This is a genomic window from Pseudomonas borbori (genome assembly GCF_900115555.1).
Lineage (GTDB): Bacteria > Pseudomonadota > Gammaproteobacteria > Pseudomonadales > Pseudomonadaceae > Aquipseudomonas > Aquipseudomonas borbori.
In genome coordinates this window covers 29,697-56,025 of record NZ_FOWX01000013.1, presented here as the reverse complement: position 1 = coordinate 56,025, position 26,329 = coordinate 29,697, and the positions used below count along the sequence as shown (strand labels likewise).

Sequence of the window (26,329 nt, the reverse complement as noted above, 5' to 3'; positions counted from 1 at the left end):
AGGGCCGAACTGCGCTATCCTAGAGCCCTTTTGACGTCGGGGGCTCCATGCAAACTCTTCAGGTCGATCTCGGCGAGCGCAGCTATCCCATCTATATCGGTGCCGATCTGTTGCGTCGTGCGGATTTGCTGGCGCCGCATATCATTGGTCGTCAGGTGGCCATCGTTACCAATGAAACGGTTGCGCCGCTCTACCTGGATGCGCTCAAGGCCGCGCTTGGCGGTTATGCGGTGAGCGCGATCGTCTTGCCGGATGGCGAGGCGTTCAAAACCTGGGAAACCTTGCAGCAAATTTTCGATGGTCTGCTCGGCGCACGACACGATCGGCATACGACCGTGATCGCGCTGGGCGGCGGGGTCGTCGGTGATATGGCCGGCTTCGCTGCGGCCTGTTATCAGCGGGGGGTCAATTTCATCCAGATCCCGACCACCTTGTTGTCCCAGGTCGATTCCTCGGTGGGAGGCAAGACCGGTATCAATCACCCGCTCGGGAAAAACATGGTGGGGGCGTTCTATCAGCCGCAAGCCGTGTTGATCGATACAACCAGCCTGGTCACGTTACCGGCGCGCGAGCTGTCGGCGGGGCTGGCCGAGGTGATCAAGTATGGCTTGATCTGTGACGAGCCTTTTCTGTCCTGGCTCGAGCAGCACATGCCGGTACTGCGGGCGCTCGATCAGGAGGCGTTGACCACCGCGATCGAACGCTCCTGTGCGGCCAAGGCGCGGATTGTCGGTGCCGATGAGCGGGAGTCGGGGCTGCGGGCCACGCTCAATCTGGGGCACACCTTCGGTCACGCCATCGAGACGCAGCAGGGTTATGGCGTCTGGTTGCACGGCGAGGCGGTAGCGGCGGGAACCGTGATGGCGCTGGAAATGTCGCAGCGCCTGGGCTGGATTTCGCCGGCCGAACGCAATCGCGGCATTCGCCTGTTTCAGGCGGCGGGTTTGCCCGTGGTGCCGCCGCAAGACATGACGCCGGAGCACTTTTTGGCGCATATGGCGGTCGATAAGAAGGTGCTCGATGGTCAGTTGCGCCTGGTGTTGTTGCGGCATATCGGCGAGGCGGTGGTGACGGGTGAGTTTCCGCGTGAAATTTTGAATGCCACGCTGAGCGTAGATTACGCGGCGCTGGTGGATCAGCTTGAACATTAATGAGTGTCCCATGACCAGTTTGCATGCTGACGAGGCTTTTCTCGATCACTACCAATTCAGCCACGATCCCTTTGCGGCACGGGTGCCTGGCTTCAAGTTCTTTCCGGCCCAGCGCAAGCCGGTGTTGGGGCAGTTGCATCACCTTGCCCGCTACAGCCAGTTGCTGCTGTTGGTCTGCGGTCCCCTGGGGAGTGGCAAGACCCTGCTGCGCCAGGCGCTGGTGGCCAGCACCAACAAGCAAACTGTGCACAGCGTGGTTGTGTCCGCCCAGGGCGCAGCCGATACGGCGGGCATTCTGCGTCAGGTGGCTCAGGGCCTGCAGGTGCAGCAGTCAGAGCCGCAGGCGATTCTGGCGCAGGTCGGGCAACTGGCCTTGACTGGCCAGGACGTCTACGTGCTGGTCGACGATGCCGAGCAGTTGAGCGATGCGGCGCTGGCCAGTCTGCTGGCTCTGGCGGCGGGCAACGGCGAGGGGCGCCCGCATGTGTTTCTGTTTGCCGAGCCGGAGTTGATTGCGCGCCTTGAGCTGCTGGCCGACGGTGAGGAGTGCTTCCATGCCATCGAACTGCAGCCATATAGCGAAGATGAAACGAGTGAGTATCTGGCGCAGCGCCTGGAAGGCGCGGGGCGGGGGCTCGAGTTGTTGACGGATGAGCAGGTCGCGGCCATCCACGAGCGGTCCGCGGGCTGGCCCGGGGCGATCAACCAGGTTGCCCGTGACACCCTGATCGAGGCCATGCTGGTGCAGCGCGGTGCCGTCAAGCGCGCAGGCTTTGCAGTCAACCTGCCGCGCAAGCATCTGCTGGCCTTGGCGGTGGTTGGGCTTGGGGTCTTGGCGGCCTGGTTGATGCAAGGTCGTCCGGATGATGCGGTGGCTGTGCCTGTGACGACGCAGTTGCCACTCGATCAGGCCGCGCAACCTGTTGTCGAGGCGCCTGTTCCTGCCTCCGGTGCTGCTGGCACCGGCGCACCGGCAATCGAGTTCGAGGGTGGCAATCAGCCCGTCCCGCTGCCTCTGGTTGGCGAGGCGCAGCCGGTGATGCGTGAGCCCTTGGCTCGAGCTGCTGGCTTGAGCGGGGTCGAGGAGGCGGATATCGCGGATGCTGCCGGTTCGGGCTCAGTCGGTGTGCTGGTGGATGAGCGGGTTGCTTCGCTAGCCCAGGCTTCGCCGGTAGTGCCGGTGGCTCCTGCTCCTGCGCCTGCTCCGGTGGCGCCGGTCGCTCAGCCCGCGCCGGTGGTGGCGCCTGCACCGAAGCCGCCAGCAGTAGCGGCGGCACCGGCGAAGGCGGTGGCGGTCGATGATTGGTACGCTGTTCAGGCAGGTTCGCGCTACACCCTGCAAATACTCGGTGCGCGCGCGGAGGATAGTGCTCAGGCCTTTGTGCGTGAGCACGGAGCGCAGTACCACTATTTCAAGAAGCAGCATCAAGGCCAGCCACTGTATGTCGTGACCTATGGTAGTTTCGCCACACCGGAGGCTGCTCGGGCTGCGTTGAAGGGGTTGCCGGACAAGGTGCAGGCAGGTAAGCCTTGGCCGCGGACGTTTGCCAGCATCAAGCACGAGATTGCCCAGGTCCGCTAGCGGAAGCCGTACTTGCACACACCGGCAGGCCGGCATGCGCCGCCGAGAGGGGCTGTGACTCGCGGGTCATTAGCACGACCTCGCGGTCGGTTCCTTCGTTTTCGCGACATAAGCTTGCAGTGGGTCGTCACGCCGATTTGTGACGGCCTTGGTGGATATGTACAATGACCTCCGTTTTGCCTGCGCAAAGCTGGCGCTATGCCCTGCGCGCAAGGTAAGTATTTGAATTAGAAAGCAATTTGTCTCGTTTAGAGGCAGCCTGGTGAGAGTCCCTATGAAAGCAGGTTTGTACCGTCCTGATGAGTTCAAGGATAACTGCGGCTTCGGCCTGATCGCCCATATGCAGGGCGAGGCCAGCCATCACCTGCTGCAGACCGCTATTGAAGCGCTGACATGCATGACCCACCGCGGCGGGATCAACGCCGACGGCAAGACGGGTGATGGTTGTGGTTTGTTGATCCAGAAGCCTGATGCCTTCCTGCGCGCGATGGCCCAGCAGCACTTCGCGGCCGAGCTGCCGAAGCAGTACGCCGTGGGCATGGTGTTCTTCAACCAGGATCCGGTGAAAGCCGAGGCTGCGCGCGCGAACATGAATAGCGAGATTCTGGCGGCCGGGTTGAGCCTGGTTGGCTGGCGCAAGGTGCCGATCGACACCAGCGTACTCGGCCGTCTGGCCCTGGAGCGCCTGCCGCAGATCGAGCAGGTGTTCATCGGTGGCGAGGGCCTGAGCGATCAGGAGTTCGCGATCAAGTTGTTCAGCGCCCGCCGCCGTTCGTCGGTGAGCAACGCCGCCGACAGCGATCACTACATCTGCAGCTTTTCGCACAAGACCATCATCTACAAAGGCCTGATGATGCCGGCCGACCTGCAGCAGTTCTACCCGGACCTGGGTGACGAACGCCTGCAGACCGCGATCTGCGTGTTCCACCAGCGTTTCTCGACCAACACCCTGCCGAAGTGGCCGTTGGCGCAACCGTTCCGTTTCCTCGCCCACAACGGCGAGATCAACACCATCACCGGCAACCGCAACTGGGCGCAGGCGCGCCGGTTGAAGTTCGCCAACGACCAGATCTTCGATCTGGAAGAGCTCGGCCCGCTGGTCAATCGCGTCGGTTCCGACTCCTCGAGCATGGACAACATGCTCGAGCTGATGGTCACCGGCGGCATCGACCTGTTCCGTGGCGTGCGCATGATCATTCCGCCCGCCTGGCAGAACGTCGAGACCATGGACGCCGACCTGCGCGCGTTCTATGAGTACAACTCCATGCACATGGAGCCGTGGGATGGTCCGGCCGGAGTGGTGCTGACCGACGGTCGCTACGCCGTCTGTCTGCTCGACCGCAACGGCCTGCGCCCGGCGCGCTGGGTCACCACCCGCAATGGCTACATCACCCTGGCGTCGGAGATCGGCGTGTGGGACTACCAGCCCGAAGACGTGATCGCCAAGGGCCGGGTCGGTCCGGGGCAGATCCTTGCCGTGGATACCGAAACCGGCCAGGTGCTGGGCACCGACGACATCGACAACCGCCTGAAGTCGCGTCACCCGTACAAGCAGTGGCTGCGCAAGAATGCCCAGCGTATCCAGGCGACCCTGGAAGACCGCGACCACGGTTCGGCGTTCTATGACCTCGACCAGCTCAAGCAGTACATGAAGATGTACCAGGTCACCTTCGAGGAGCGTGACCAGGTGCTGCGTCCGCTGGCCGAGCAGGGGCAGGAAGCGGTCGGCTCCATGGGCGACGACACGCCGATGGCGGTATTGAGCCAGCGCGTGCGTTCGCCGTACGACTATTTCCGCCAGCAGTTCGCCCAGGTCACCAACCCGCCGATCGATCCGCTGCGCGAAGCCATCGTCATGTCCCTGGAGATCTGCCTCGGTGCCGAGCGCAACATCTTCCAGGAGTCGCCGGAACATGCCTCGCGGGTGATCCTCAGCTCGCCGGTGATCTCCCCGGCCAAATGGCGCACGCTGATGACCCTGGAGCGTCCGGGTTTCGAGCGGCAGCTGATCGACATGAACTACGACGAGTCCGTCGGTCTCGAAGCGGCCGTGCGCAACATGGCCGACCAGGCCGAGGAAGCGGTGCGCGCCGGCAAGGTGTTGCTGGTGCTGAGCGACCGCCACATCGGCCCGGGCAAGCTGCCGGCGCATGCCGCGCTGGTCACCGGCGCCGTGCACCATCGCCTGACCGAAACCGGCCTGCGTTGCGATTGCAACATCCTGGTCGAGACCGCCACCGCGCGTGACCCGCACCACTATGCGGTGCTGCTCGGTTTCGGCGCCTCGGCGGTCTATCCGTTCCTCGCCTACGAAGTGCTGGGCGACCTGATCCGCACCGGCGAAGTGCTGGGCGACCTCTACGAAGTGTTCAAGTACTACCGCAAGGGCATCTCCAAGGGTCTGCTGAAGATCCTGTCGAAGATGGGCATCTCCACCGTGGCCTCCTACCGCGGTGCGCAGCTGTTCGAGGCGGTCGGTCTGGCCGATGAAGTCACCGAGCTGTGCTTCCGCGGCGTGGCCAGCCGGATCAAGGGCGCGCGTTTCGTCGACCTGGAGGCCGAGCAGAAACTGCTCGCCGCCGAGGCCTGGAACAACCGCAAGCCGATCCAGCAGGGCGGCCTGCTCAAGTTCGTCTACGGCGGCGAGTACCACGCCTACAACCCGGACGTGGTCAGCACCCTGCAGGTCGCCGTGCAGCAGGGCAGTTACGAGAAATACAAGGAATACAGCGCCCTGGTCGACACCCGTCCGGTGTCGATGATCCGCGACCTGCTCAAGCTGAAGCTGGCCGAGCAACCGCTGGGTCTCGACCAGGTCGAGCCGCTGGACAGCATCTTCAAGCGCTTCGACTCCGCGGGGATTTCCCTTGGCGCGCTGTCGCCCGAGGCCCACGAAGCCATCGCCGAGGCGATGAACCGCCTGGGTGCGCGCTCCAACTCCGGCGAGGGCGGCGAAGACCCGGCCCGCTACGGCACCGTGCGCAGCTCGAAGATCAAGCAGGTGGCCACCGGCCGTTTCGGCGTGACCCCGGAATACCTGGTCAACGCCGAAGTGCTGCAGATCAAGGTCGCCCAGGGCGCCAAGCCCGGCGAGGGCGGCCAGCTGCCCGGCGGCAAGGTCAACGGCCTGATCGCCCGGCTGCGTTACGCCGTACCGGGCGTGACCCTGATTTCGCCGCCGCCGCACCACGACATCTATTCGATCGAAGACCTGGCGCAGCTGATCTATGACCTCAAGCAGGTCAACCCGGCCGCTCTGGTCTCGGTCAAGCTGGTGGCCGAAGCCGGCGTCGGCACCATCGCCGCCGGCGTGGCCAAGGCCTATGCCGACCTGATCACCATCTCCGGTTACGATGGCGGCACCGGCGCATCGCCGCTGAGTTCGATCAAGTACGCCGGCGCACCCTGGGAGCTGGGCCTGGCGGAGACCCATCAGACCCTGCGCGGCAACGACCTGCGCGGCAAGGTGCGGGTGCAGACCGACGGTGGCCTGAAGACCGGCCTGGATGTGGTCAAGGCGGCCATTCTCGGCGCCGAGAGCTTCGGTTTCGGCACCGCGCCGATGATCGCCCTGGGCTGCAAGTACCTGCGCATCTGTCACCTGAACAACTGCGCCACCGGCGTCGCCACGCAGAACGACAAGCTGCGCAAGGATCACTTCATCGGCACCGTCGAGATGGTGATGAACTTCTTCCAGTTCGTCGCCGAAGAGACCCGCGAGTGGTTGGCCAAGCTTGGCGTGCGCAGCCTCGAAGAGCTGATCGGGCGTACCGATCTGCTGGAGATTCTGCCGGGCGAGACCGCCAAGCAGAATCACCTGGATCTGAGTCCGTTACTCGGCAGCGAGCAGATCCCGGCCGACAAGCCGCAGTTCTGTCTGGTGGAGAAGAACCCGCCGTTCGATCAGGGTCTGCTGGCCGAGAAGATGGTCGAACTGGCCAAGCCGGCGATCGATGCCGCCAGCGGCGGCGAATTCGCCCTGGACATCTGCAACTGCGACCGCTCCATCGGCGCCCGCGTCTCCGGCGAAATCGCCCGGGTACACGGCAACCAGGGCATGAACAAGGCGCCGATCACCTTCCGCTTCAAGGGCACTGCGGGTCAGAGCTTCGGCGTGTGGAACGCCGGCGGCCTCAATCTGTACCTGGAAGGCGATGCCAACGACTACGTCGGCAAGGGCATGACCGCCGGCCAGCTGGTGATAGTGCCGCCGCAGGGCAGCCCGTTCAAGACCCAGGACAGCGCCATCATCGGCAACACCTGCCTGTACGGCGCCACCGGCGGCAAGCTGTTCGCCGCCGGCACCGCGGGCGAGCGTTTCGCCGTGCGCAACTCAGGTGCCCATGCCGTGGTCGAGGGCACCGGCGATCACTGCTGCGAGTACATGACCGGCGGTTTCGTCTGCGTACTGGGCAAGACCGGTTACAACTTCGGTTCCGGCATGACCGGCGGCTTTGCTTACGTGCTCGACCTGGACAACAGCTTCTACGACCGGGTCAACCATGAGTTGGTGGAGATCCAGCGGATCAACAACGAGTCGATGGAGGCCTATCGCAGCCATCTGCAGCGGGTACTCGCCGAGTATGTGCAGGAGACCGCCAGCGAGTGGGGGCGTAACCTGCTGGAAAATCTCGACGATTACCTGCGCAAGTTCTGGTTGGTCAAGCCCAAGGCCGCGAGCCTGAAGTCGCTGCTCTCCAGCACCCGCGCCAACCCGCAATAGAACAGAGTTGCAAGCGGCAAGCCGCAAGCCCCGAGTGGGGCCAGGCTTGCCTGCTACCGTGATCGTCTCGCAGCTTGAGGCTTAGAGCTTCGAGCTGCTGCTAAGAGGTTTTGCTATGACTGAACGTCTGAATAACGACTTCCAGTTCATCGATGTCGGGCGCAAAGACCCGAAGAAGAAGCTGTTGCGTCAGCGCAAGAAAGAATTCGTCGAGATCTACGACAACTTCAAGCCGGCCCAGGCCTGCGAGCAGGCGCACCGTTGCCTGGGTTGCGGTAATCCCTATTGCGAGTGGAAGTGCCCGGTGCACAACTACATTCCCAACTGGCTGAAGCTGGTGTCCGAGGGCAACATCCTGGCCGCCGCCGAGTTGAGCCACCAGACCAACACACTGCCGGAAGTCTGCGGCCGCGTCTGTCCACAGGACCGCCTGTGCGAGGGCGCCTGCACCCTCAACGACGGCTTCGGCGCGGTGACCATCGGCTCGGTGGAGAAGTACATCACCGATACCGCCTTCGCCATGGGCTGGCGCCCGGACATGTCGCGGGTCGTCTCGACCGGCAAGCGCGTGGCCGTGATCGGTGCCGGCCCGGCCGGCCTGGGTTGTGCCGATGTGCTGGCGCGCAATGGCGTGACCCCGGTGGTGTTCGACAGGAACCCGGAAATCGGCGGTCTGCTGACCTTCGGCATCCCCGAGTTCAAGCTGGAAAAGACCGTGCTGAGCAATCGCCGCGAAGTCTTCAGCGGCATGGGCATCGAGTTCCGCCTGAACACCGAGATCGGCAAGGACGTGACCATGCAGCAGTTGCTCGATGAGTACGATGCGGTGTTCATGGGCATGGGCACCTACACCTACATGAAGGGCGGCTTCCCCGGCGAAGACCTGCCAGGGGTGTACGATGCCCTGAATTTCCTGGTCGCCAACGTCAATCGCAACCTCGGCTTCGAGAAATCGCCGGAAGACTTCATCGACACCAAGGGCAAGCGCATCGTCGTGCTCGGTGGCGGCGACACCGCCATGGATTGCAACCGCACCGCGATCCGCCAGGGCGCCAAGAGCGTGACCTGCGCCTATCGCCGCGACGAAGAAAACATGCCGGGCTCGCGCAAGGAAGTGAAGAACGCCAAGGAAGAGGGGGTGAAGTTCCTGTTCAACCGCCAGCCCATCGCCATCGTCGGCGAGGATCGGGTCGAAGGCGTCAAGGTGGTCGAGACCCGCCTCGGCGAGCCCGATGCCCGTGGCCGGCGCAGCCCCGAGCCGATTCCCGGTTCCGAGGAGATCATTGCGGCCGATGCCGTGCTGATCGCCTTCGGCTTCCGCCCAAGCCCGGCGCCCTGGTTCGAGCAGTTCAGCATTCAGACCGACAATCAGGGCCGCGTGATTGCCCCGGAGCAGTCGCAGTTCAAGCACCAGACCAGCAACCCGAAGATCTTCGCCGGTGGCGACATGGTGCGCGGTTCCGACCTGGTGGTGACGGCGATCTTCGAGGGGCGCAACGCCGCCGAAGGCATCCTCGACTACCTCGGTGTCTGATCTGCCGATGCTGACGTAGGATGGGTTGAGCTTGGCGATACCCATCTCTGTTTTGATGGGTAACGCCTTCGGCTACCTATTCTGCGGCCGAGTAAAATAGCCGCAATGGACAAAAGGCACGGCGCCCGCCGTGCCTTTTGCTTGGGGGTCTGCGAAAATGCCCGCACTTTTTTACTGCCTGCTCATGTCTCGGGAATTGCTATGACCGCCCTGAAAAACGACCGTTTCCTGCGTGCCCTGCTCAAGCAGCCCGTCGATGTCACCCCGGTGTGGATGATGCGCCAGGCCGGCCGTTACCTGCCGGAGTACCGCGCCAGCCGGGCCAAGGCCGGTGATTTCATGAAGCTGATGATGAACCCCGAGTTCGCCTGCGAAGTCACCCTGCAGCCGCTGGACCGCTACCCGCAGCTGGACGCGGCGATTCTGTTCTCCGACATCCTGACCATTCCCCATGCCATGGGCCAGGGTCTGTACTTCGAGACCGGCGAAGGCCCGCGCTTCAAGAAGGTCATCTCCTGCGCCGCCGACATTGAGGCTCTGCCGATTCCCGACCCGGAGCAAGACCTGGGTTATGTGATGGACGCGGTGCGCACCATCCGCCGCGAACTGAACGGCCGGGTGCCGCTGATCGGCTTCTCCGGCAGCCCCTGGACCCTGGCCACCTATATGGTCGAGGGCGGCTCGTCGAAGGATTTCCGCAAGTCCAAGGCCATGCTCTACGACAACCCGCAGGCCATGCACGCACTGCTCGACAAGCTGGCGCAGTCGGTCACCAGCTACCTCAACGGGCAGATCCTTGCCGGTGCCCAGGCGGTGCAGATCTTCGACACCTGGGGCGGCAACCTGTCGTCGGCGGCCTATCAGGAGTTCTCCCTGGCCTATATGCAGAAGATCGTCGACGGTCTGATCCGCGAGCATGACGGGCGCAAGGTGCCGGTGATCCTGTTCACCAAGAACGGCGGCCTGTGGCTGGAGTCCATGGCCGCCACCGGCGCCGACGCCCTGGGTCTGGACTGGAGCTGCGACATCGGCGAGGCCCGCCGCCGTGTTGGTGGCCAGGTGGCCCTGCAAGGCAATATGGACCCCACCGTGCTCTACGCCCAGCCCGCGGCCATCCGCGCCGAGGTGGCGCGCATCCTCGCCAGCTACGGCCAGGGCTCGGGCCATGTATTCAACCTCGGCCACGGCATCACCCCGGAAGTCGACCCGGCCCATGCCGGCGCCTTCCTCGAGGCGGTGCACGAGTTGTCGGCGCAGTACCACGGCTGAATGATTACAGGCCGTATGAAGGCCTCCCGGCAGCCCGGCGCCGAGTGGCAAGGGCAAGAGGCAACCAAGAGCCTCGCCCTTGTCATGCGCTTTGCATAGAATCCGGGGTCAACGGAATCAGGGAGGTTTGTCATGCGGCGTGTGGTGTTCAATCAGAAAGGCGGGGTGGGCAAGTCCAGCATTGCCTGCAACCTGGCTGCGGTAAGCGCCTCGCAGGGCTATCGCACGCTGTTGGTCGATCTGGATTCCCAGGCCAACTCCACCCACTACCTCACCGGCCTGACGGGCGATGAGATCCCCATGGGCATCGCCGAGTTCTTCAAGCTCAGCCTGACCAGCGGCCCCTTTGCCAAGAAAGGCCGGGTCGACATCTACGAGACGCCGTTCGACAACCTGCATGTGGTCACGGCCACCGCCGAACTGGCCGATCTGCAGCCCAAGCTGGAGTCGAAACACAAGATCAACAAGCTGCGCAAGCTGCTCGATGAACTTGCCGGGGATTACGAGCGGATCTACCTGGATACGCCGCCGGCGTTGAATTTCTACACGGTTTCCGCGTTGATCGCCGCTGATCGGGTGCTTATTCCCTTCGACTGTGACAGTTTTTCGCGTCAGGCCCTGTACGGCCTGTTGCAGGAGATCGAGGAGCTCAAGGAAGACCACAACGAAGGCCTGGAGGTCGAGGGCATCGTGGTCAACCAGTTCCAGCCCCGGGCGACCCTGCCGCAGCAGTTGCTCGATGAGCTGATCGCCGAGGGCTTGCCGGTGTTGCCGGTGAATCTGATGAGTTCGGTGCGCATGCGTGAGTCGCACCAGGCTTGTATGCCGCTGATCTATCTGGATGCGCGACACAAGCTGACCCAGCAGTTCGTCGACCTGCACGACTTGCTCAACGCCGCCGATTAATCGGGGTCGAGCAGAACGACAAAGGCGCCAGTGGCGCCTTTGTCGTTCTGCTCGGGTGGTGGCCTGTTAGCGGCGTACGACGAAAATGTCGCAGGGCGCCTTGTGCAGGAAATGCTGCGCCAGGCTGCCGAGCAATGCCTGGGACAAGGCGCTGCGGCCATGGCTGCCGAGTACCAGCAGCTCACTGTGGCGGCTTTTCAGCTGTTCCTGCAGGCTGCGCAGGATGCCGCCCTGAAGTACCGAGTGGCCCAGTGTGGGACCTTCTGCGGGCAGTTTCTGTGCCTCGTCCCGCATCAGCTGATCGATCAGGGCGCACTGGATCTGCAGTTGCGCCTCGACTTGCTGCGGTGTGCCCTTGTCCGGCTCGAACACGTGCAGGGCATGCAGTTCGGCCGTCTCCGGCAGCAGGCGATAGGCCTGCTCCAGGGCGCTGCAGGCACAGAGGGAGAAGTCGATGGCGGCAAGTGCGCGCTGGTAGGGCTGGAACTCGCTGCGTGCCACCAGCAGCAACGGCACGCGGCAGTTTCTGGCGATACGATCCAGGCTGGTGCCTGAGAAGAAATCGTGGCGCTGGTGATGGGCGCCCAGCACCAGCAGGTCGCAATCGAGCTCGTCCACTTGCTGCAGCACAGTCTCGGAAGGTTTGCCGCTGATCAGCCGCAGCTCGCTGCCCGGCGGGGCATAGCGGGTCAGGCTGCGATCCAGGGTCTGATGGGCCTGCTCATGCTCCTGGCTGCTCTGGGTGGGGTCGAGGACGTGCAGTATCGTCAGCTTGGCATTGTGCTGCTGGGCCAGCTGGGTGGCGCGGCACAGGGCCATGTCGGCGGTGTCGCGCAAATCATGGGCAATGAGAATATGGGTGAACATGGGACATATCTCCGGCCGATGGATGTCGGCGATTTATTATCCATCAAGCAATAGCCTTTCTTTTGATCCAAGGCAAGGCCAGACGTCAGCGTGCACGCAACTGATAGAGGCCGCGACTCTCGGCCACTACTTCGCCACTGGCGTCGGTCAGCTGCAGGTCCAGTACATACTCGGCTTTGCCCCTGCATTCTGCCTCGCCTTGCAGTCGCTCGATCTGCTCGGCAGCGAGTCGGGCCTCGACACGAATATCGCCGGTTGCCGGACGGCGGAAGCGCAGGTTCACTTCCTTGACCACCGGGTAGAAGCGCTGGCTGTCGAAACTGGTGAGAAACAGGGCGCCGCCGGGGATCTCTGCCAGGGTGAAGAGTGCGCCGGCGTACATGCTGCCGATATGGTTCTGGTTACCGGTCAGTGGCATGCACAGGCGCACATACCCCGGCTCGAGCACTTCGGCCCTGAGGCCGCTGCGTTTGACGAAGGCGATCTGTTCTTCGGTAAGTTGGCGCGCCAGTTCAATAGGCATCGGCATCGTTCGGCTCCCTGGGTGACGGTCAGCTCAGCCTAAAGCTTGCCTGGGCGCCGGGTAATGACCGCAAGGCCGGCCGCGGCTTGACCGATTCGCTCAGATGCCGTGCTGACGCAGCCAGCCGAGCAATTGCGCCAGCGGCAGCGCACCACTCTGGCGCGCGACTTCGCGGCCACCCTTGAACAGGAGCAGGCTGGGGATCGAGCGGATGCCCAGCTGCGCAGACAGTTGCGGGCTGGCCTCGCTGTCCAGCTTGCCCAGGCGGCAGCGTCCGTGCAGTTGCTCGGCTGCCTGGTTGAAGGTCGGCGCAAAGGCCTTGCAGGGGCCGCACCAGTCGGCCCAGACATCCACCAGCAGCGGCAGGTCGCCCTTGAGCTGGCTGGTGAAGTTGGCCTGGGTCAGTTCGATCGGCGTGCTCGGCACGACTTCATGCTTGCAGCGCCCGCAACGAGGTGTCTCGCCGAGGCGGCCGGCGGGGATGCGGTTGAGGCCGTTGCAGCTTGGGCAGGGGATCAGCAGTGAGTCGGACATGAGCGGCTCCAGAGACGGGGTACCCCTTATCTGGAGCCGGCGGGTCGACTTGTCAAGGTCGATCCCTTAATCCCTGGCGGCCTGCAGTGCCTGCTGCAGGTCGGCAAGAATGTCGTCGCTGTGCTCGATGCCGATCGACAGGCGCACCATGTCGCGCGGCACCCCGGCCTTGGCCAGTTCCTCGTCGTTGAGCTGGCGGTGGGTGGTGGAGGCGGGATGACAGGCCAGCGATTTAGCGTCGCCGATATTCACCAGGCGCACCACCAGCTTGAGCGCATCGATGAAGCGCGCGCCGGCTTCTTGCCCGCCGACGATGCCGAAGGAGAGGATCGAGGCCGGTTTGCCGCCGCAGTAGCGCTGGGCCAGTTGGTGCTCGGGATGATCAACCAGGCCGGCGTATTTTACCCAGGCCACCTGCGGGTGGTCCTGCAGGTATTCGGCGACCTTGAGCGCGTTCTCGCAGTGACGCTCCATGCGCAGAGCCAGGGTTTCCAGGCCTTGCAGGATCAGGAACGAGTTGAATGGCGAGATCGCCGCGCCCATGTTGCGCAGCGGAACCACCCGGCAGCGACCGATAAAGGCCGCCGGGCCGAAGGCCTCGGTGTAGGTCACGCCATGGTAGGACTGGTCCGGGGTGTTGAGCAGGGCGAAGCGTTCCCTGTGCTGCGTCCAGGGGAAGTTGCCGGAGTCGACCACGACGCCGCCGATACTGGTGCCGTGGCCGCCCATGTACTTGGTCAGCGAGTGAACCACGATGTCGGCGCCGTGCTCGAAGGGGCGACACAGCATGGGCGTGGCCACGGTGTTGTCGACGATCAGCGGCACGCCATGCCGGTGAGCCGCGTCGGCCAGCGCTTGCAGGTCGATGATGTTGCCGGCCGGGTTGCCGATGGACTCGCAGAACAGCGCCTTGGTCTTGCCGTCGATCAGCGCTTCCAGGGCGGCGATGTCGTCATGGGCGGCGAAACGCACTTCGATGCCCTGACGCGGCAGGGTGTGGGCGAACAGGTTGTAGGTGCCGCCATACAGCTTGGCCACCGAAACGATATTGTCGCCGACTTCGGCGATGGTCTGGATGGCGTAGGTGATGGCCGCCATGCCGGACGCCACGGCCAGCGCGCCGACGCCGCCTTCCAGGGCCGCCACGCGCTTTTCCAGCACGTCGGTGGTGGGGTTCATGATCCGCGTGTAGATGTTGCCGGCGACCTTGAGGTCGAACAGGTCGGCGCCGTGCTGGGTGTCGTCGAAGGCGTAGGAGGTGGTCTGGTAGATCGGCACCGCCACCGCCTTGGTGGTCGGGTCGGGGCTGTAGCCGGCGTGGATGGTCAGGGTTTCCAGTTTCATGCAGGCGTTCCTTCGGGCAGATTGAAAGAGCCGCAGCATGGCCAGAGAGGCCAATCGTGGTCAATGATCTGCGGCAATGAAACTGCTGCGACACAGGGGCAACGGGCGTTGACCCTGTGTCGCTCAAGGGCTCACAGCGGCGTCAGCGGCCAGAACCAGGGAATCACCAAGCTGGCCACCACCCAGAGCAGCAGGTTGAGCGGAATGCCGACCTTCATGAAGTCGGTGAAGCGGTAGCCGCCGGCGTTGTAGACGAAGGTGTTGGTCTGGTAGCCGATGGGCGTGGCGAAGCTGGCGCTGGCGGCGAACATCACCGCGACCACGAAGGCGCGCGGGTCGACGCCCAGGTGCTGGGCCATGCCGATGGCGATCGGGGTGACCAGCACCGCCACGGCGTTGTTCGACAGCACCTCGGTGAGGATCGAGGTGAACAGGTAGATGAACGACAGCATCAGCAGCGGCCCGGCCCAGGGCAGCAGGTCCATCATGTTCTGCACCATCAGCGTGACCAGGCCGACCTTGTCCATGGCGATGCTGATCGCCAGCATGCCGAAGATCAGGCTGAGGATCTTCCAGTCCACCGCCTTGTAGGCGTCTTCCACGTCCAGGCAGCGAGTCGCCAGCACAGCCACCGCGCCGATGATCGCCAGGCCCTCGATCGGCATCACGCCGAAGGCGGCGAGGAGCATCACCGCCAGGGTGGCGATGATCGCAATCGGCGCCTTGTCGCGGCGGAAGGCGCGTTCCTGCACGGCGTTGAGGCTGATCAATTCGCCATTGTCGGCGAAGCGCTTGATTTGCGAGGGGGTGCCCTCGACCAGCATCACGTCGCCGAACTGCAGCTCGAAGTCGTCCAGGTTGCCCTGGATGTTCTCGTCCTGACGGTGCACGGCGAGCACGGCGATGCCGTAGCGCGCAGTCAGGTCGAGGTCGCGCATGGGCCGGTGGCTGAAACGCGAACTGCGCCCGACTATGGCCTCGGCCAGCACCACGTCGTGGCTGCTGATGGTCTCGAAGGCGTCGCCGCGGTTGAAGGTCAGGTGACCGCTTTCACGCAGCTCCACCACGTTCTTCACCTGGCCATGCAGTACCAGGCGATCGCCATTGGCCAGTTGGGTGTCGTGGGTCGGTTCGGTGAACTCCTGGTCCTCGCGGAACAGTTTGAGCACCTGCAGGCCACTGCCGCCGTTGAGGTTGGCTTCGGCCAGGGTCTTGCCGATCACCGGTGAGCCATGGGGCACCAGCAGTTCGGTCATGAAGGTGCGGTCGAGGTCGGGGCGCAGCTGCTTGGACAGGGTGTCGCGCTCGGGCAGCAGGTGGCGGCCGATGGTCAGCAGGTAGAGCATGCCGACCGTGGCCAGGATCAGCCCGGCGCCGGTGATCTCGAAGATGCCGAAGGGCGCCAGGCCGGCCTTGCGCGCCACGCCGTCGACCAGGATGTTGGTCGAGGTGCCGATCATGGTCAGGGTGCCGCCGAGGATGGTGGCGTAGGACAGCGGGATCAGCAGTTTCGACGGCAGAGTGCCGGCGCGGCGGGCCAGGGAGATCGCCACCGGGGTGAGAATGGCGACCACCGGGGTGTTGTTCAGGCAGGCGGAAATCACCAGGGCGGTGAGCGTCAGACCGGTGAGCACGCGGATCGGGCTGGTGCCGACCAGGTCGCCCAGCCAGTTGCCCAGGGCGTCGATGCAGCCGGTGCGCTCCAGGGCGGCGGACAGTACGAACATGCAGGCGATGGTCACCGGCGCCGAGTTGCTCAGCACGCTGAGCACTTCGCCGGGCGTCAGCAGTTGCGTGACCAGCAGCGCCGCCACGGCAATCGCCGCGACTATGTCCGGGCTCCACTTCTCGCGCACGAAGGCATACAGCACCCAGATCAGCAGGGCGCCGACAAACAGCAAGGGCAGGGGTAGCGAGTCCCAGAACATGAACGTCCTTAGCGTGCAAATCTCGTGTAAGGCGGCGGGCGCGCTCAAGGGCGGCCATGCGAGGCGCTGAAGATAAGGCTTGCTGCTTAGAGAGTCTAAGAATGTTTGAGAAGGTTTATATGCCTTTTCGATTTAACAGATAAGGCTGCACCCGCCCTCCCGGCCGCGCACCGTCCATGCCGGCGCGCGGGGGCACATGCGCGGCGCTGCCGCTGCTCGACGGCAGCGGGTTGCAGGTGATCATGGCTTGGAGTGGCTATTGGGTGGTTCGCAGGGGACCGCCTGCGGCCTGAGGCGACACAGCGTGGGAGGCGCTTTCGGCTCGGGCATCCTGCTTCGCTCTACCTCCTGCATCCATGCAGTCGCAGCGGCGACAGTCGCGGCTAGCAGGCCGTTGAAAAACGTAGACGAGGCAGGCAATACAAGGACTAGGCGTCCCCGCAAACAGGCGAGGAAGCGACTGGGGTCGCATCCGACTTTACGAGCTGTAAATGAGCATTTTGACGGGGGCGCCTAGCCTGGGCTCGCATCCGAGCCTGTTTTTAACGCGGTATTGCCAACGCAGCTAGTTTTTCAACAGCCTGCTAAAGCCCCTCCCACCCTTGCGCAATTGTTTACGACGAGCAGCTGATCTCCAGGTGCTTGCCCCATTCCGGCGGACGCTGGGCATAGCGCTCGAAGCCGGGTTGCTCGTCGAACGGCCGGCTGAGTACGGCGTGCAGTTCGCGCACGGGGCCGTAGTCGCCCTGTTCGGCGGCATCGATGACTTGCTGGGCCAGGTAGTTGCGCAGGATGTACTTGGGGTTGGCCGCGTGCATGCGCGCGCGGCGCTGCGCCTGATCGGCGCCGTCGCGTGCGCTGCGGGCGCGGTAGTCGCAGGCCCAGGCGTCGAAGCCCTTGAGGTCGATGAAGTCTTCGCGCAGGCGGGCGAGGGCCTGGTCGGGGGTGCTGGCGCCCAGTTCGCGGAAGAAATTGCTGTAATCCACCGCGCTGCTCTGCATCAGTTGCAGCAGGCGCTGGATCAGCCCCTCGTCGCCGACGTCGCTGCTGAGCCAGCCCAGGCGCCGGCGCATCAGGTCGAGGTAGTGGGCCTGGTACAGCGGCAGGAACAGGTTCAGGGTCTCGCGCAGCGCATCGAGCGGCACCAGTGGGGTCAGCGCCTGGCCGAGGGCGGCGAGGTTCCACTGGGCGATCGGCACCTGGTTGCTGAAGCTGTAGCGCCCCGTGTCGTCGGAGTGGTTGCAGATATGGTTGGCGTCGAAGTCATCGAGGAAGGCGTAGGGGCCGTAGTCGAAGGTGATGCCGAGGATCGACATGTTGTCGCTGTTCATCACGCCGTGGCAGAAGCCATAGGCCTGCCAGTGGGCGATCAGCTCGGCGTTGCGTTCGACTACTTCGCGGAACATCGCCAGGTAGGGTTCGGGCTGGGCCAGGCAGGCGGGGAAGTGGCAGCTCAGCACATGCTCGCCGAGCTGTTTCAGCAGGTCGTGCTGGCGGGTGTAATAGAAGTACTCGAAGTGGCCGAAGCGTACATGACTCTGCGCCAGGCGCAGGAGCATGGCGGCGCTTTCCTGCTTCTCGCGCCAGACCGGGGTGCTCGAGGCGGTTACGCACAACGCCCGCGAGCTGGGAATGCCGAGGGCATGCAGGTGTTCGCTGGCGAGGAACTCGCGGATCGATGAGCGCAGCACCGCACGGCCATCGCCCATGCGCGAGTAGGGCGTCTGCCCGGCGCCCTTGAGGTGCAGATCCCAGTACTCGCCGGCGTCGTTGACCACCTCGCCGAGGAGCAGGCCGCGGCCATCGCCCAGGCGTGGGTTGTAGCTGCCGAACTGGTGCCCGGAATAGACCATGGCCCGCGGCTCGGCCTCGCTCCACAGCTTGTGTCCGGCGAATACTTGGGCGAACTCTTCGCTGTCGGCCTCGCGCGGCTCGAGGTCGAGCAGGGTCATGGCTGCCGGGCTGACCACCACCAGGCGCGGCTCGGCGATCGGCTCGGGCAGCACAGGGGTGGAGAAGGCATCGCCGAGACGGGCGAAGCGATTGTCGAAGGTCAGGTCGGTGAGCGACTTCAAGGCAAGACTCCACGAGGACGGGGCGGCAGGGTTGAGCCGCGCGTTGCTCGAAGGGTAGACCCCGAGCAACGCGAGATGTTTACTGCGGATCGACTGCCGGCAACGCCGGCTGCGCCTGCGTTTTCGGCGGCTGGACGAAGTTGGTCAGGCCGCTGCCGAGGTTGAGCTCCTGGCCCTGGGCGTTCTTCACCGTCACCTCGACCTGGTTGAAGGCCATCTCGACGTTGTGCTCGCGGAAGCTCAGGGCGATGCGGGTGAGAATTTCATCGGTGGAGGCATTGCGGTCGCCCAGTTCGCGCACATGGAAGCGCAGTTCATAGTCGAAGGTGCTGGCGCTGATGGTCAGGAAGAACAGCAGCGGCTCGGGGTCGCGCAGCACCCGTGGATTCTCCACGGCGGCCTGCATCATCAGCTGGCGCGCCAGATCCAGGTCGGTTTCGTAAGCTACACCGATCTTGATGATCACCCGGGTGATGGTGTCGTTGAGCGACCAGTTGACCAGTTGGTCGGTGACGAAGGTCTTGTTCGGGACGATGATTTCCTTGCGATCGAAATCGGTGATGGTGGTGGCGCGGATGCGGATCTTGCTCACAGTGCCCGACAGGTTGCCGATGGTCACCACGTCGCCGATGCGCACCGGGCGTTCGAACAGGATGATCAGACCGGAGATGAAATTGGCGAAAATTTCTTGCAGGCCGAAACCCAGGCCCACCGAGAGCGCCGCCACCAGCCATTGCAGTTTGTCCCAGCTGACCCCCAGGGTCGACAGGGTGACCACGAAGCCGATGGCGACGATCAGGTAGGACAGCAGGGTGGTGGTGGCATAGGCGCTGCCCTGCGCCAGTTTCAGGCGTGACAGCACCAGCACTTCGAGCAGGCCCGGCAGGTTGCGCCCGAGGGCCACGGTGATGCCGACGATGATCAGCGCACCGAGCACATCGCTGAGGCTGATCGGCACCAGGCTGGCGGTTTCGCCGCTGCCGCTGCTGTATTCGTAGAGGCTGATGTTGTCCAGGTAGGCGAACACCGAGATCAGGTCGGCCCACACCCAGTACAGCCCGGCAATGAAGGCGCCAAGCAGGGCCAGGCGAATCAGGCGCAGCGACTGCTGGTTGACCTGTTCGATGTCCAGGGTTGGCTCTTCCACCACCACCTCGGCGCCCTCGCTACCCTCCTTGGCCTGAGCCTGGCGTTTGACTGTGGCGCGCTGGTAGGCCAGGCGTCTGGCGGCGACGCCGAGGCCACGCACGAAGGCGGCTTCGACGAACAGCCAGATGACCAGCAGGTAGAGGGTGTCGATCAGGCGGTCGCTGAGTTTCAGTGCGGTGTAGTAGTAGCCGAAGCCGACCGCGACGATCAGCGCCAGCGGCAGCAGGCTGAACAGCAGGCCGAGGAATATGCGGAACGCCGAGGCATGCTCGCGTGCCGGGCCGCTCAGCAGCAGCTGGTGCAGCAGCCAGGCCATCAGGCCGTAACAGCCCAGCACCACGGCGATGCCGATCACATCGTCGGCCAGGCTGGCAGGCTGGTGTTCGGCGACGGCAACCACGCCGGCCAGAGCCATGACCACCAGGCCAAGACGGCGAATCTGCCGGTGGAGGAAATTGACCTGCGCGCGCGGCCAGCGGAAATGCAGCTCGGCCACGCCGCCCGGTGCGAGAACCCGATAGAGGGTATAGAACACCAGCCAGGCCTGGGCCATCTCGAACAGGGCCGCACCGAGGTTGACGTTCTGCCCACGGGCGTCCATCTGCAGGGCGAAGCCGCACAGGGCCAGGAACAGGGTGCCGGGCAGCGCCAGCAGCAGGTTGAACAGAATCGCCAGGGGCGTGTGCAGTTGGCTGTCGCGCTTGAAGTGGCCGATGTCCTGGTGCAGTTCGTTCAGCTTGCGGTACAGGTAGCTGCGTTTCCACAGCAGCAGGCCGATCAGCAGCAGCAGCGGCAGAAACAACAGTGGCCGCTCGATCAGGCCGGCGCCCAGCTCGCGCAGGTTGGAGCCCCATGGCAGGTCGGCTATTTGCCGCTCCAGCAGCTGCGGCACGCTTTTGAACCAGTCGAGATCCAGCGGCTTGTTGCTGGGGATCCAGAACATCTGCTCGTCCAGGGTCGTGCGCAGGGCGCGGGCGGTGCTTTGCAGTTGTTTCTGGTTGAGCTGCAGGGTGATCGACTCGTTGAGCAGCGCATTGAGCTCACGATTGAGGCGTTCGAGCAGTCCGCGCCGCGTGTCCATCAGTTCGAGCAGGGTTGCACGCAATTCTGCGCTGACGTTCTCGGCGGGTTGCTTGGCGAGTAACTGCTCGACATAGGCGCCGGGGTTGCTGAGCCGCTCGCGCTGCTGGGCCAGGTCGAACTGGTAGAGCCGGATGTCGGCGATTTCATTGGCCAGGCCATTGTCCAGGCTCAGCTTGGGCAGAGCCTGTTTTTGCTGGTAGAGGATTTTCGATAGCAGCAGGCTGCCTTGCAGCACGCTGATCTGCTCCTCCAGGGCCTGGTCGCTCTGGTTGAGGGCGTCCAGTTGCTGGCGGGTCTGCAGGTTCTGCTGGGTCAGCTGGTTGAGGCGTTCGGTGGCGCGCAGCAGGTAATCGGACAGCTTGAGGTTGCGTGCGCTGACGCTGGTCAGCAGCTTGTCGGAACCGGCTTTCTGCGCCTCCAGCGATTGCTCGGCGACGGTCTTCTCGGACAGTGCCCGACGTTTCTGGTTGACCAGCGATTGCAGCTCGAGCAACTCCTGCTCCAGGCGCTTGATGCGTTCATCGAGCAGATCGCGCTGGCTGCTGCCCAGATCCTGCAGCAGGCTGTTGCCCGCCAGCTCCTCGCGACGCAGCAGGGTTTGCGCACTGAGCGCGGCGACTTCGGCGCTGAGCAGATCGCGCCGCTCCGCCGTCAGCGATTTGCCGGCTTCTTTGCCGCTTTTCAGGACATTGTTGATCTCCTGAATGCGCGTCTGGTTGTTGCTGATTTCCGCCTGCGCGCGTTCCGGGCGGGTCTGCGCGGTGATGATCAGGCTGTTGGCATCGATGATCTGCTTTTGCCAGTCGTTCAACTGGGTGTTGCGCTCGCCGAGCAACTGTTCCAGTTGCGGCACTGCCGTGTCGGCATGGCGCTGGGTGACTGGCGCGGGTTTGCTGTCCTTGAGGCGGATCAGTTCGCGCTGCGCTTCAGTGATCAGACGCGGCGCCTGTTCGAGTTGCTGCTTGAGGTCGCTCAGGCGCTTTTCGCTGTCGGCCTGCTGATCGAGCAGCTCAAGGGTCTTTTCCAGGGTCTGCTTGAGCGCCAGTTGCTCGGCTTCCGGCAGTTTGCGCTCGGCCAGGTTCTCCAGGCTGCGCTGCACGTCGGTGCGTTGCGGCGACTCGGCGGCGTGGCTCAGGGGCGTGCCCAGGCACAGCCCGAGCAGAAGTACGGCAAGACAGGTGCGTAAAGTGGCCATGGTCACGATCGGCTGGTTCGAAAAGAGACTGAGTTTAACAGGCTGCTGAAAGGCTTGATGCAGGAGGTTTGCCGCGGCCCGTCAGAGAAACAAACCTGGCCCCGGACGACTGCCTTCGGGAAACTTGACCCCGACTTTACGGATCTTGTTACCTTCCATCGCTGCCACTGTCCAGGTCAGGCCCTGCCATTCGACCTGATCGCCGATCACCGGTTCCCCGCCGATTCTATGGGCGATGAAACGCCCCAGGCTCTGCTGGCTGTTGATGCCGTCCAGCTTAAGACCGTAAAGCGCGGCCACGGCGTCGAGTTCGGCATCGCCTTCGAGGACGAAATCGCCGAAGAAGCGCAGGTCTTGACCACGCTTGGGCGCCTGGCTGAACAGTTTGCCCAGGGCCGGCAGGTCGTGTTCGTGGCCAACCACGCAGAGCAGGTCGCCGGCCTCGAGGCGGGTGCTGCCGGAGGGGTGGAGCAGTTCCTTGCCGCGAAACAGTGCGGCGATGCGTGTGCCCTCGGGCATCTTCAGTTCGCGCAGGGCGGCGCCGATGCACCATTTCTCCGCGCCCAGGCGGTAGATGAACAGCTCCCACTGGCTGGTCGGGTGCACGTCCAGGCCGGCGCGCGACACCGGGGCCGGCTCCGGCGGCACTGTAACGCGCAACAGCTTGGCCGCCCAGGGCAGGCTGGTGCCCTGCAGCAGCAGGGAGACCAGCACGATGAAGAAGGCCACGTTGAAGAACAGCTGGGCATTCGCCAGGCCGGCCATCAGCGGGAACACCGCGAGGATGATCGGCACCGCGCCGCGCAGGCCGACCCAGGCGATGAAGACGCGCTCGCGGTCATGGAAGCCCTTGAAGGGCAGCAGGCCGAGGAAAATCGACAGCGGCCGGGCGAACAGAATCATCCACAGCGCCAGGCCCAGTGCCGGCAGGGCGATCGGCAGCAGTTCACGGGGCGTGACCAGCAGGCCGAGCACCAGGAACATGCCGATCTGCGCCAGCCAGGCCAGGCCATCGAGCATGTGCAGGATACCGTGGCGCGAGCGGATCGGCCGATAGCCGAGCAGCAGGCCGCACAGGTAGATAGCCAGGATGCCGCTGCCGCCCACGGTATTGGTGATGGCGAAGATGATCAGCCCGCCGCTGACCACCAGCAAGGGATAGAGGCCGTTGGCCAGTTCCATGCGGTTGACCAGGTTCAGCAGCAGCCAGCCGCCGCCCAGGCCAAACAGCGCGCCTATGCCGAATTGCTGGAGCAATTGCAGGAGTAGCGCCCAGCTCAAGCCATCCTGGCCGCTGGCAAGCATGGCGATCAGGGTGACGGTGAGGAACACCGCCATCGGGTCGTTGCTGCCGGACTCGATTTCCAGGGTGGCGCTGACCCGTTCGTTGAGGCCACGTCCGCCGAGCAGGCTGAATACCGCGGCGGCGTCGGTGGAGCCGACGATGGCGCCAATCAGCAGGCCTTCCATCCAGCTCAGGTCGAACAGCCAGGCGGCGGCGACGCCGGTCAGCCCGGCGGTGACCAGCACCCCGACCGTGGCCAGCGACAGGGAAGGCCACAGGGCCACGCGGAAACTGGAGACGCGGGTGCGCATGCCGCCATCGAGCAGGATGATCGCCAGCGCCAGGTTGCCCACCAGGTAGGCCAGCGGGTAGTTGTCGAAGAGGATGCCGCCCGGGCCATCGGTGCCGGCGAGCATGCCGACGGCGAGGAAGATCACCAGGATGGGGATGCCGAAGCGCGTACCGAAGGCGCTGACCAGGATGCTCAGGGCCACCAGCAATGCACCGATCAAGAACAGATTATTGATGGTGCTGGCGTCCAAGGAGGTGCTCCGGGCTGAAAGGCGGTGGCACCGATATGCACGGTGCGTGCCATGGATTCTAACCGTTGCCCTCGCCCGGCTGTCAAAAAAAACGCCTCGCGCAAGCGAGGCGTTGGGTGATTCGTCCAGGCCGTTCTGGAATGTTCAGCATGCCCAGGAGGTCCGCAGGGTACGCCATGCGCGCCAGCGTTCCCGGGCGAGACCAGGGTGCGTGTGGCGCACCCTACGGGTTTGTGCCGGCGTTTAGAACCAGGCGTCCTGCATGCTGAGACAGCAGTCGTCGCGGGCCTCGAGCAGGGCCAGGTGGTGCTGGCAGCCCGGCACCTCCCAGGTCAGGAAATAGCGCGCGGCCTGCAGCTTGCCTTGATAGAAGTCGGCATCCGCCGGGTTGCCGGCCGCCAGGCCCTGCTCGGCCTTGATCGCCTGCTCCAGCCAGCGCCAGCCGATCACCATATGACCGAAGACGTTGAGGTACAGCGCCGAGTTGGCCAGGCCCTGGTTGACCTTGCCACCCATCAGGTCGCCCAGCAGTGCCAGGGTGACCGCCGACAGGCGCGCCAGCAGTTGCTCCAGCGGCTGGCGCAGGGCGACCAGCGATGGGTATTCGCTGGCCTGCTGGCAGCTGGCCTGGATCAGCTTGAGCAGTTGCTTGAGCGCCGCGCCGCCGTTCATCGACAGCTTGCGCCCGAGCAGGTCGAGGGACTGGATGCCGTGGGTGCCTTCATGGATCGGGTTGAGGCGGTTGTCACGGTAATACTGCTCCACCGGGTAATCGCGGGTATAGCCGTGGCCACCGAGAATCTGGATCGCCAGTTCGTTGGCCTTGAGACAGAACTCCGAGGGCCAGGATTTGACGATCGGGGTCAGCAGGTCGAGCAGCTCCAGGGCGATGCGGCGCTCTTCCTCGGTCGCCAGGGTCTGGGTGTCGTCGAACAGCCGTGCGGCATACAGGCCGAGGTCGAAGGCACCTTCGACATAGGCCTTCTGGGTCAGCAGCATGCGCCGCACGTCGGCATGCTCGATGATCGCCACCTGGCTCGAACTCGGGTCCTTGCCGTCCGGCAGGCGACCTTGCGGGCGCTGGCGGGCGTAATCGAGCGAATACAGGTAGCCGGCGTAGCCGAGCATCACCGCGCCCATGCCGACGCCGATGCGCGCCTCGTTCATCATCTGGAACATATAGGACAGGCCGTGGTGCGGCTTGCCCACCAGATAGCCGACGCAGTCGCCGTTATCGCCGAAGTTCAGCGCGGTGGAGGTGGTGCCGCGCCAGCCCATCTTGTGGAACAGCCCGGCCAGCGCCACGTCGTTGCGCTTGCCCAGGCTGCCGTCGTCGCCCACCAGAAACTTGGGCACGATAAACAGGCTGATGCCCTTCACCCCGGGCGGGGCGTCCGGCAGCCTGGCCAGCACCATGTGCACGATGTTCTCGCTCAACGGATGGTCGCCGCCGGAGATGAAGATCTTGTTGCCCTTGAGCCGGTGAGTACCGTCGCCCGCCGGTTCGGCGCGGGTGCGCAGATCCGATAGCGAGGAGCCGGCATGGGGCTCGGTGAGGGCCATGGTGCCGAAGAAACGCCCGTCGATCATCGGCTGCAGGAAGCGTCGCTTCTGCTCTTCGCTGCCGAAGGTTTCGATCAGGTTGGCCGCGCCCATGGTCAGGAATGGGTAGGAGGTGGTCGCCGCGTTGGCCGACTGGAAGTGGGCGAAGCAGGCTTGCGACAGCAGGTTGGGCAGCTGCATACCGCCAGTTTCGAAGTCTCTTGTGGCATTGAGAAACCCGGCTTCGAGGAAGGCGTCCACCGCCGGCTTGACCTCGGGAATCAGCACCGCCGCGCCGTCGACATATTCGGGTTCGTGTTCGTCGTTCTTGCGGTTGTGCGGGGCGAACAGGTTCTCGGCGATGCTGCGCGCGGTGTCGATGGCCGCATCGAAGGTCTCGCGGCTGTGCTCGGCGAAGCGCTCGCGCTGGGTCAGGGCTTCGGCGTCGAGCACTTCGTAAAGCTCGAAGGCCAGGTTGCGGGCGCTGAGCAGGGACTCGGACATGGGCTACCTCCAATGGAATGGCGCCAGTCTAGGCGGCTGAATAATCAGCGCCTAGCTTCATCCATTGGCGTGATAAGGCTGCAAAACCCGCTTAACGCAGAGTGACCTCTTGTAGGCGCCAGCTTGCTGGCGATGCCGTTGCTCTGCTTGCTAACGGCTGTAGCCTGGTAACCCGGATTGCGTACGGACTACGGGATGGCAATCTTGACGGACAACTTCTTGGGCCTCCATGGCCTGTTTGAGCTACCGCAATCGGTAGGGTGCGCCGTGCGCACCAGCACAGGGACCGGTATTGGCGTTGGCTTTTGTATCGGTGCGCGCGGCACACCCCCTACACCTAGGCATCGTCCTGAACGCAACAGAAGATAACCAACACTTAAGGCCTAACCTTTGGCCTCACTACGCCGCCGCTCGGTCACCGGAATACCGCCGATGCCCCAGTTGTCGGTGTCCACTTCGTCGATCACCACCACGGTGGTCGCCGGGTTCTTGCCCAGCACATCGACCAGCAATTGGGTGGCGCCTTCGATCAATTGACGCTTCTGCTCGGCGGTCGCGCCTTCGCGGGTGATCTTGATATTCACATAGGGCAT

General features: G+C 64.2%; 16 protein-coding genes. 6 read left to right on the top strand and 10 right to left on the bottom strand.

The window, feature by feature from the left end; all coding sequences use genetic code 11:
* Positions 1 to 47: 47 nt before the first annotated feature.
* The 6 genes from aroB (at position 48) to BM315_RS11615 (ending at position 11,165) form a co-directional block, all read left to right on the top strand.
* Entirely contained in the window at positions 48 to 1,151 is a 1,104-nt protein-coding gene (aroB, locus tag BM315_RS11640; RefSeq protein ID WP_090501067.1) for a 3-dehydroquinate synthase, read from the top strand.
* A 10-nt stretch (positions 1,152 to 1,161) separates the two neighbouring features.
* Positions 1,162 to 2,733, top strand: coding sequence for an AAA family ATPase (locus BM315_RS11635; protein ID WP_090501065.1), 1,572 nt, complete (start codon positions 1,162 to 1,164; stop codon positions 2,731 to 2,733).
* Positions 2,734 to 3,007: 274 nt separating this feature from the next.
* Complete coding sequence (gene gltB / locus BM315_RS11630) at positions 3,008 to 7,456, top strand: glutamate synthase large subunit (RefSeq protein WP_090501063.1); 4,449 nt, start codon at positions 3,008 to 3,010, stop codon at positions 7,454 to 7,456.
* Positions 7,457 to 7,571: 115 nt separating this feature from the next.
* A complete protein-coding gene (locus tag BM315_RS11625) occupies positions 7,572 to 8,990 on the top strand; it encodes an FAD-dependent oxidoreductase (protein ID WP_090501061.1) in 1,419 nt (472 codons plus the stop codon).
* A 201-nt stretch (positions 8,991 to 9,191) separates the two neighbouring features.
* Complete coding sequence (hemE, locus tag BM315_RS11620; protein WP_090501059.1) at positions 9,192 to 10,259, top strand: uroporphyrinogen decarboxylase; 1,068 nt, start codon at positions 9,192 to 9,194, stop codon at positions 10,257 to 10,259.
* A gap of 132 nt (positions 10,260 to 10,391) precedes the next feature.
* A complete protein-coding gene (locus tag BM315_RS11615; protein WP_090501057.1) occupies positions 10,392 to 11,165 on the top strand; it encodes a ParA family protein in 774 nt (257 codons plus the stop codon).
* A gap of 66 nt (positions 11,166 to 11,231) precedes the next feature.
* Here the strand turns inward: BM315_RS11615 and BM315_RS11610 are convergent, their stop codons facing one another.
* The 10 genes from BM315_RS11610 to BM315_RS11565 all read right to left on the bottom strand — a co-directional run bounded on the left by BM315_RS11610 (position 11,232) and on the right by BM315_RS11565 (position 26,329).
* The gene (locus BM315_RS11610; RefSeq protein ID WP_090501055.1) at positions 11,232 to 12,032 is read right to left on the bottom strand and encodes a universal stress protein; all 801 of its coding nucleotides are present in this window, start codon (positions 12,030 to 12,032) and stop codon (positions 11,232 to 11,234) included.
* Between the two features lie 85 nt (positions 12,033 to 12,117).
* Positions 12,118 to 12,561, bottom strand: a complete 444-nt coding sequence (locus tag BM315_RS11605; RefSeq protein WP_090501054.1) for a PaaI family thioesterase — start codon at positions 12,559 to 12,561, stop codon at positions 12,118 to 12,120.
* A gap of 93 nt (positions 12,562 to 12,654) precedes the next feature.
* A complete protein-coding gene (trxC, locus tag BM315_RS11600; protein ID WP_090501052.1) occupies positions 12,655 to 13,089 on the bottom strand; it encodes a thioredoxin TrxC in 435 nt (144 codons plus the stop codon).
* Positions 13,090 to 13,155: 66 nt separating this feature from the next.
* Positions 13,156 to 14,433 carry a bifunctional O-acetylhomoserine aminocarboxypropyltransferase/cysteine synthase gene (locus BM315_RS11595; RefSeq protein ID WP_090501050.1) on the bottom strand — a complete coding sequence of 426 codons (1,278 nt, stop codon included), beginning with the start codon at positions 14,431 to 14,433 and terminating at the stop codon, positions 13,156 to 13,158.
* 131 nt (positions 14,434 to 14,564) lie between these two features.
* The gene (locus BM315_RS11590) at positions 14,565 to 16,361 is read right to left on the bottom strand and encodes an SLC13 family permease (protein ID WP_090501048.1); all 1,797 of its coding nucleotides are present in this window, start codon (positions 16,359 to 16,361) and stop codon (positions 14,565 to 14,567) included.
* A 614-nt stretch (positions 16,362 to 16,975) separates the two neighbouring features.
* Positions 16,976 to 18,436: a protein adenylyltransferase SelO gene (gene selO / locus BM315_RS11585; RefSeq protein ID WP_090501046.1), complete on the bottom strand. Its 1,461-nt coding sequence runs from the start codon at positions 18,434 to 18,436 to the stop codon at positions 16,976 to 16,978.
* A 79-nt stretch (positions 18,437 to 18,515) separates the two neighbouring features.
* On the bottom strand, positions 18,516 to 21,863 hold the full coding sequence (gene mscK, locus BM315_RS11580) for a mechanosensitive channel MscK (protein ID WP_090501044.1): 3,348 nt from the start codon (positions 21,861 to 21,863) through the stop codon (positions 18,516 to 18,518).
* Between the two features lie 81 nt (positions 21,864 to 21,944).
* On the bottom strand, positions 21,945 to 23,690 hold the full coding sequence (locus BM315_RS11575; protein WP_090501042.1) for a potassium/proton antiporter: 1,746 nt from the start codon (positions 23,688 to 23,690) through the stop codon (positions 21,945 to 21,947).
* 243 nt (positions 23,691 to 23,933) lie between these two features.
* The gene (locus BM315_RS11570) at positions 23,934 to 25,736 is read right to left on the bottom strand and encodes an acyl-CoA dehydrogenase (RefSeq protein WP_090501040.1); all 1,803 of its coding nucleotides are present in this window, start codon (positions 25,734 to 25,736) and stop codon (positions 23,934 to 23,936) included.
* A 383-nt stretch (positions 25,737 to 26,119) separates the two neighbouring features.
* On the bottom strand, positions 26,120 to 26,329 hold the full coding sequence (locus tag BM315_RS11565) for a 2-hydroxymuconate tautomerase family protein (RefSeq protein ID WP_090501038.1): 210 nt from the start codon (positions 26,327 to 26,329) through the stop codon (positions 26,120 to 26,122).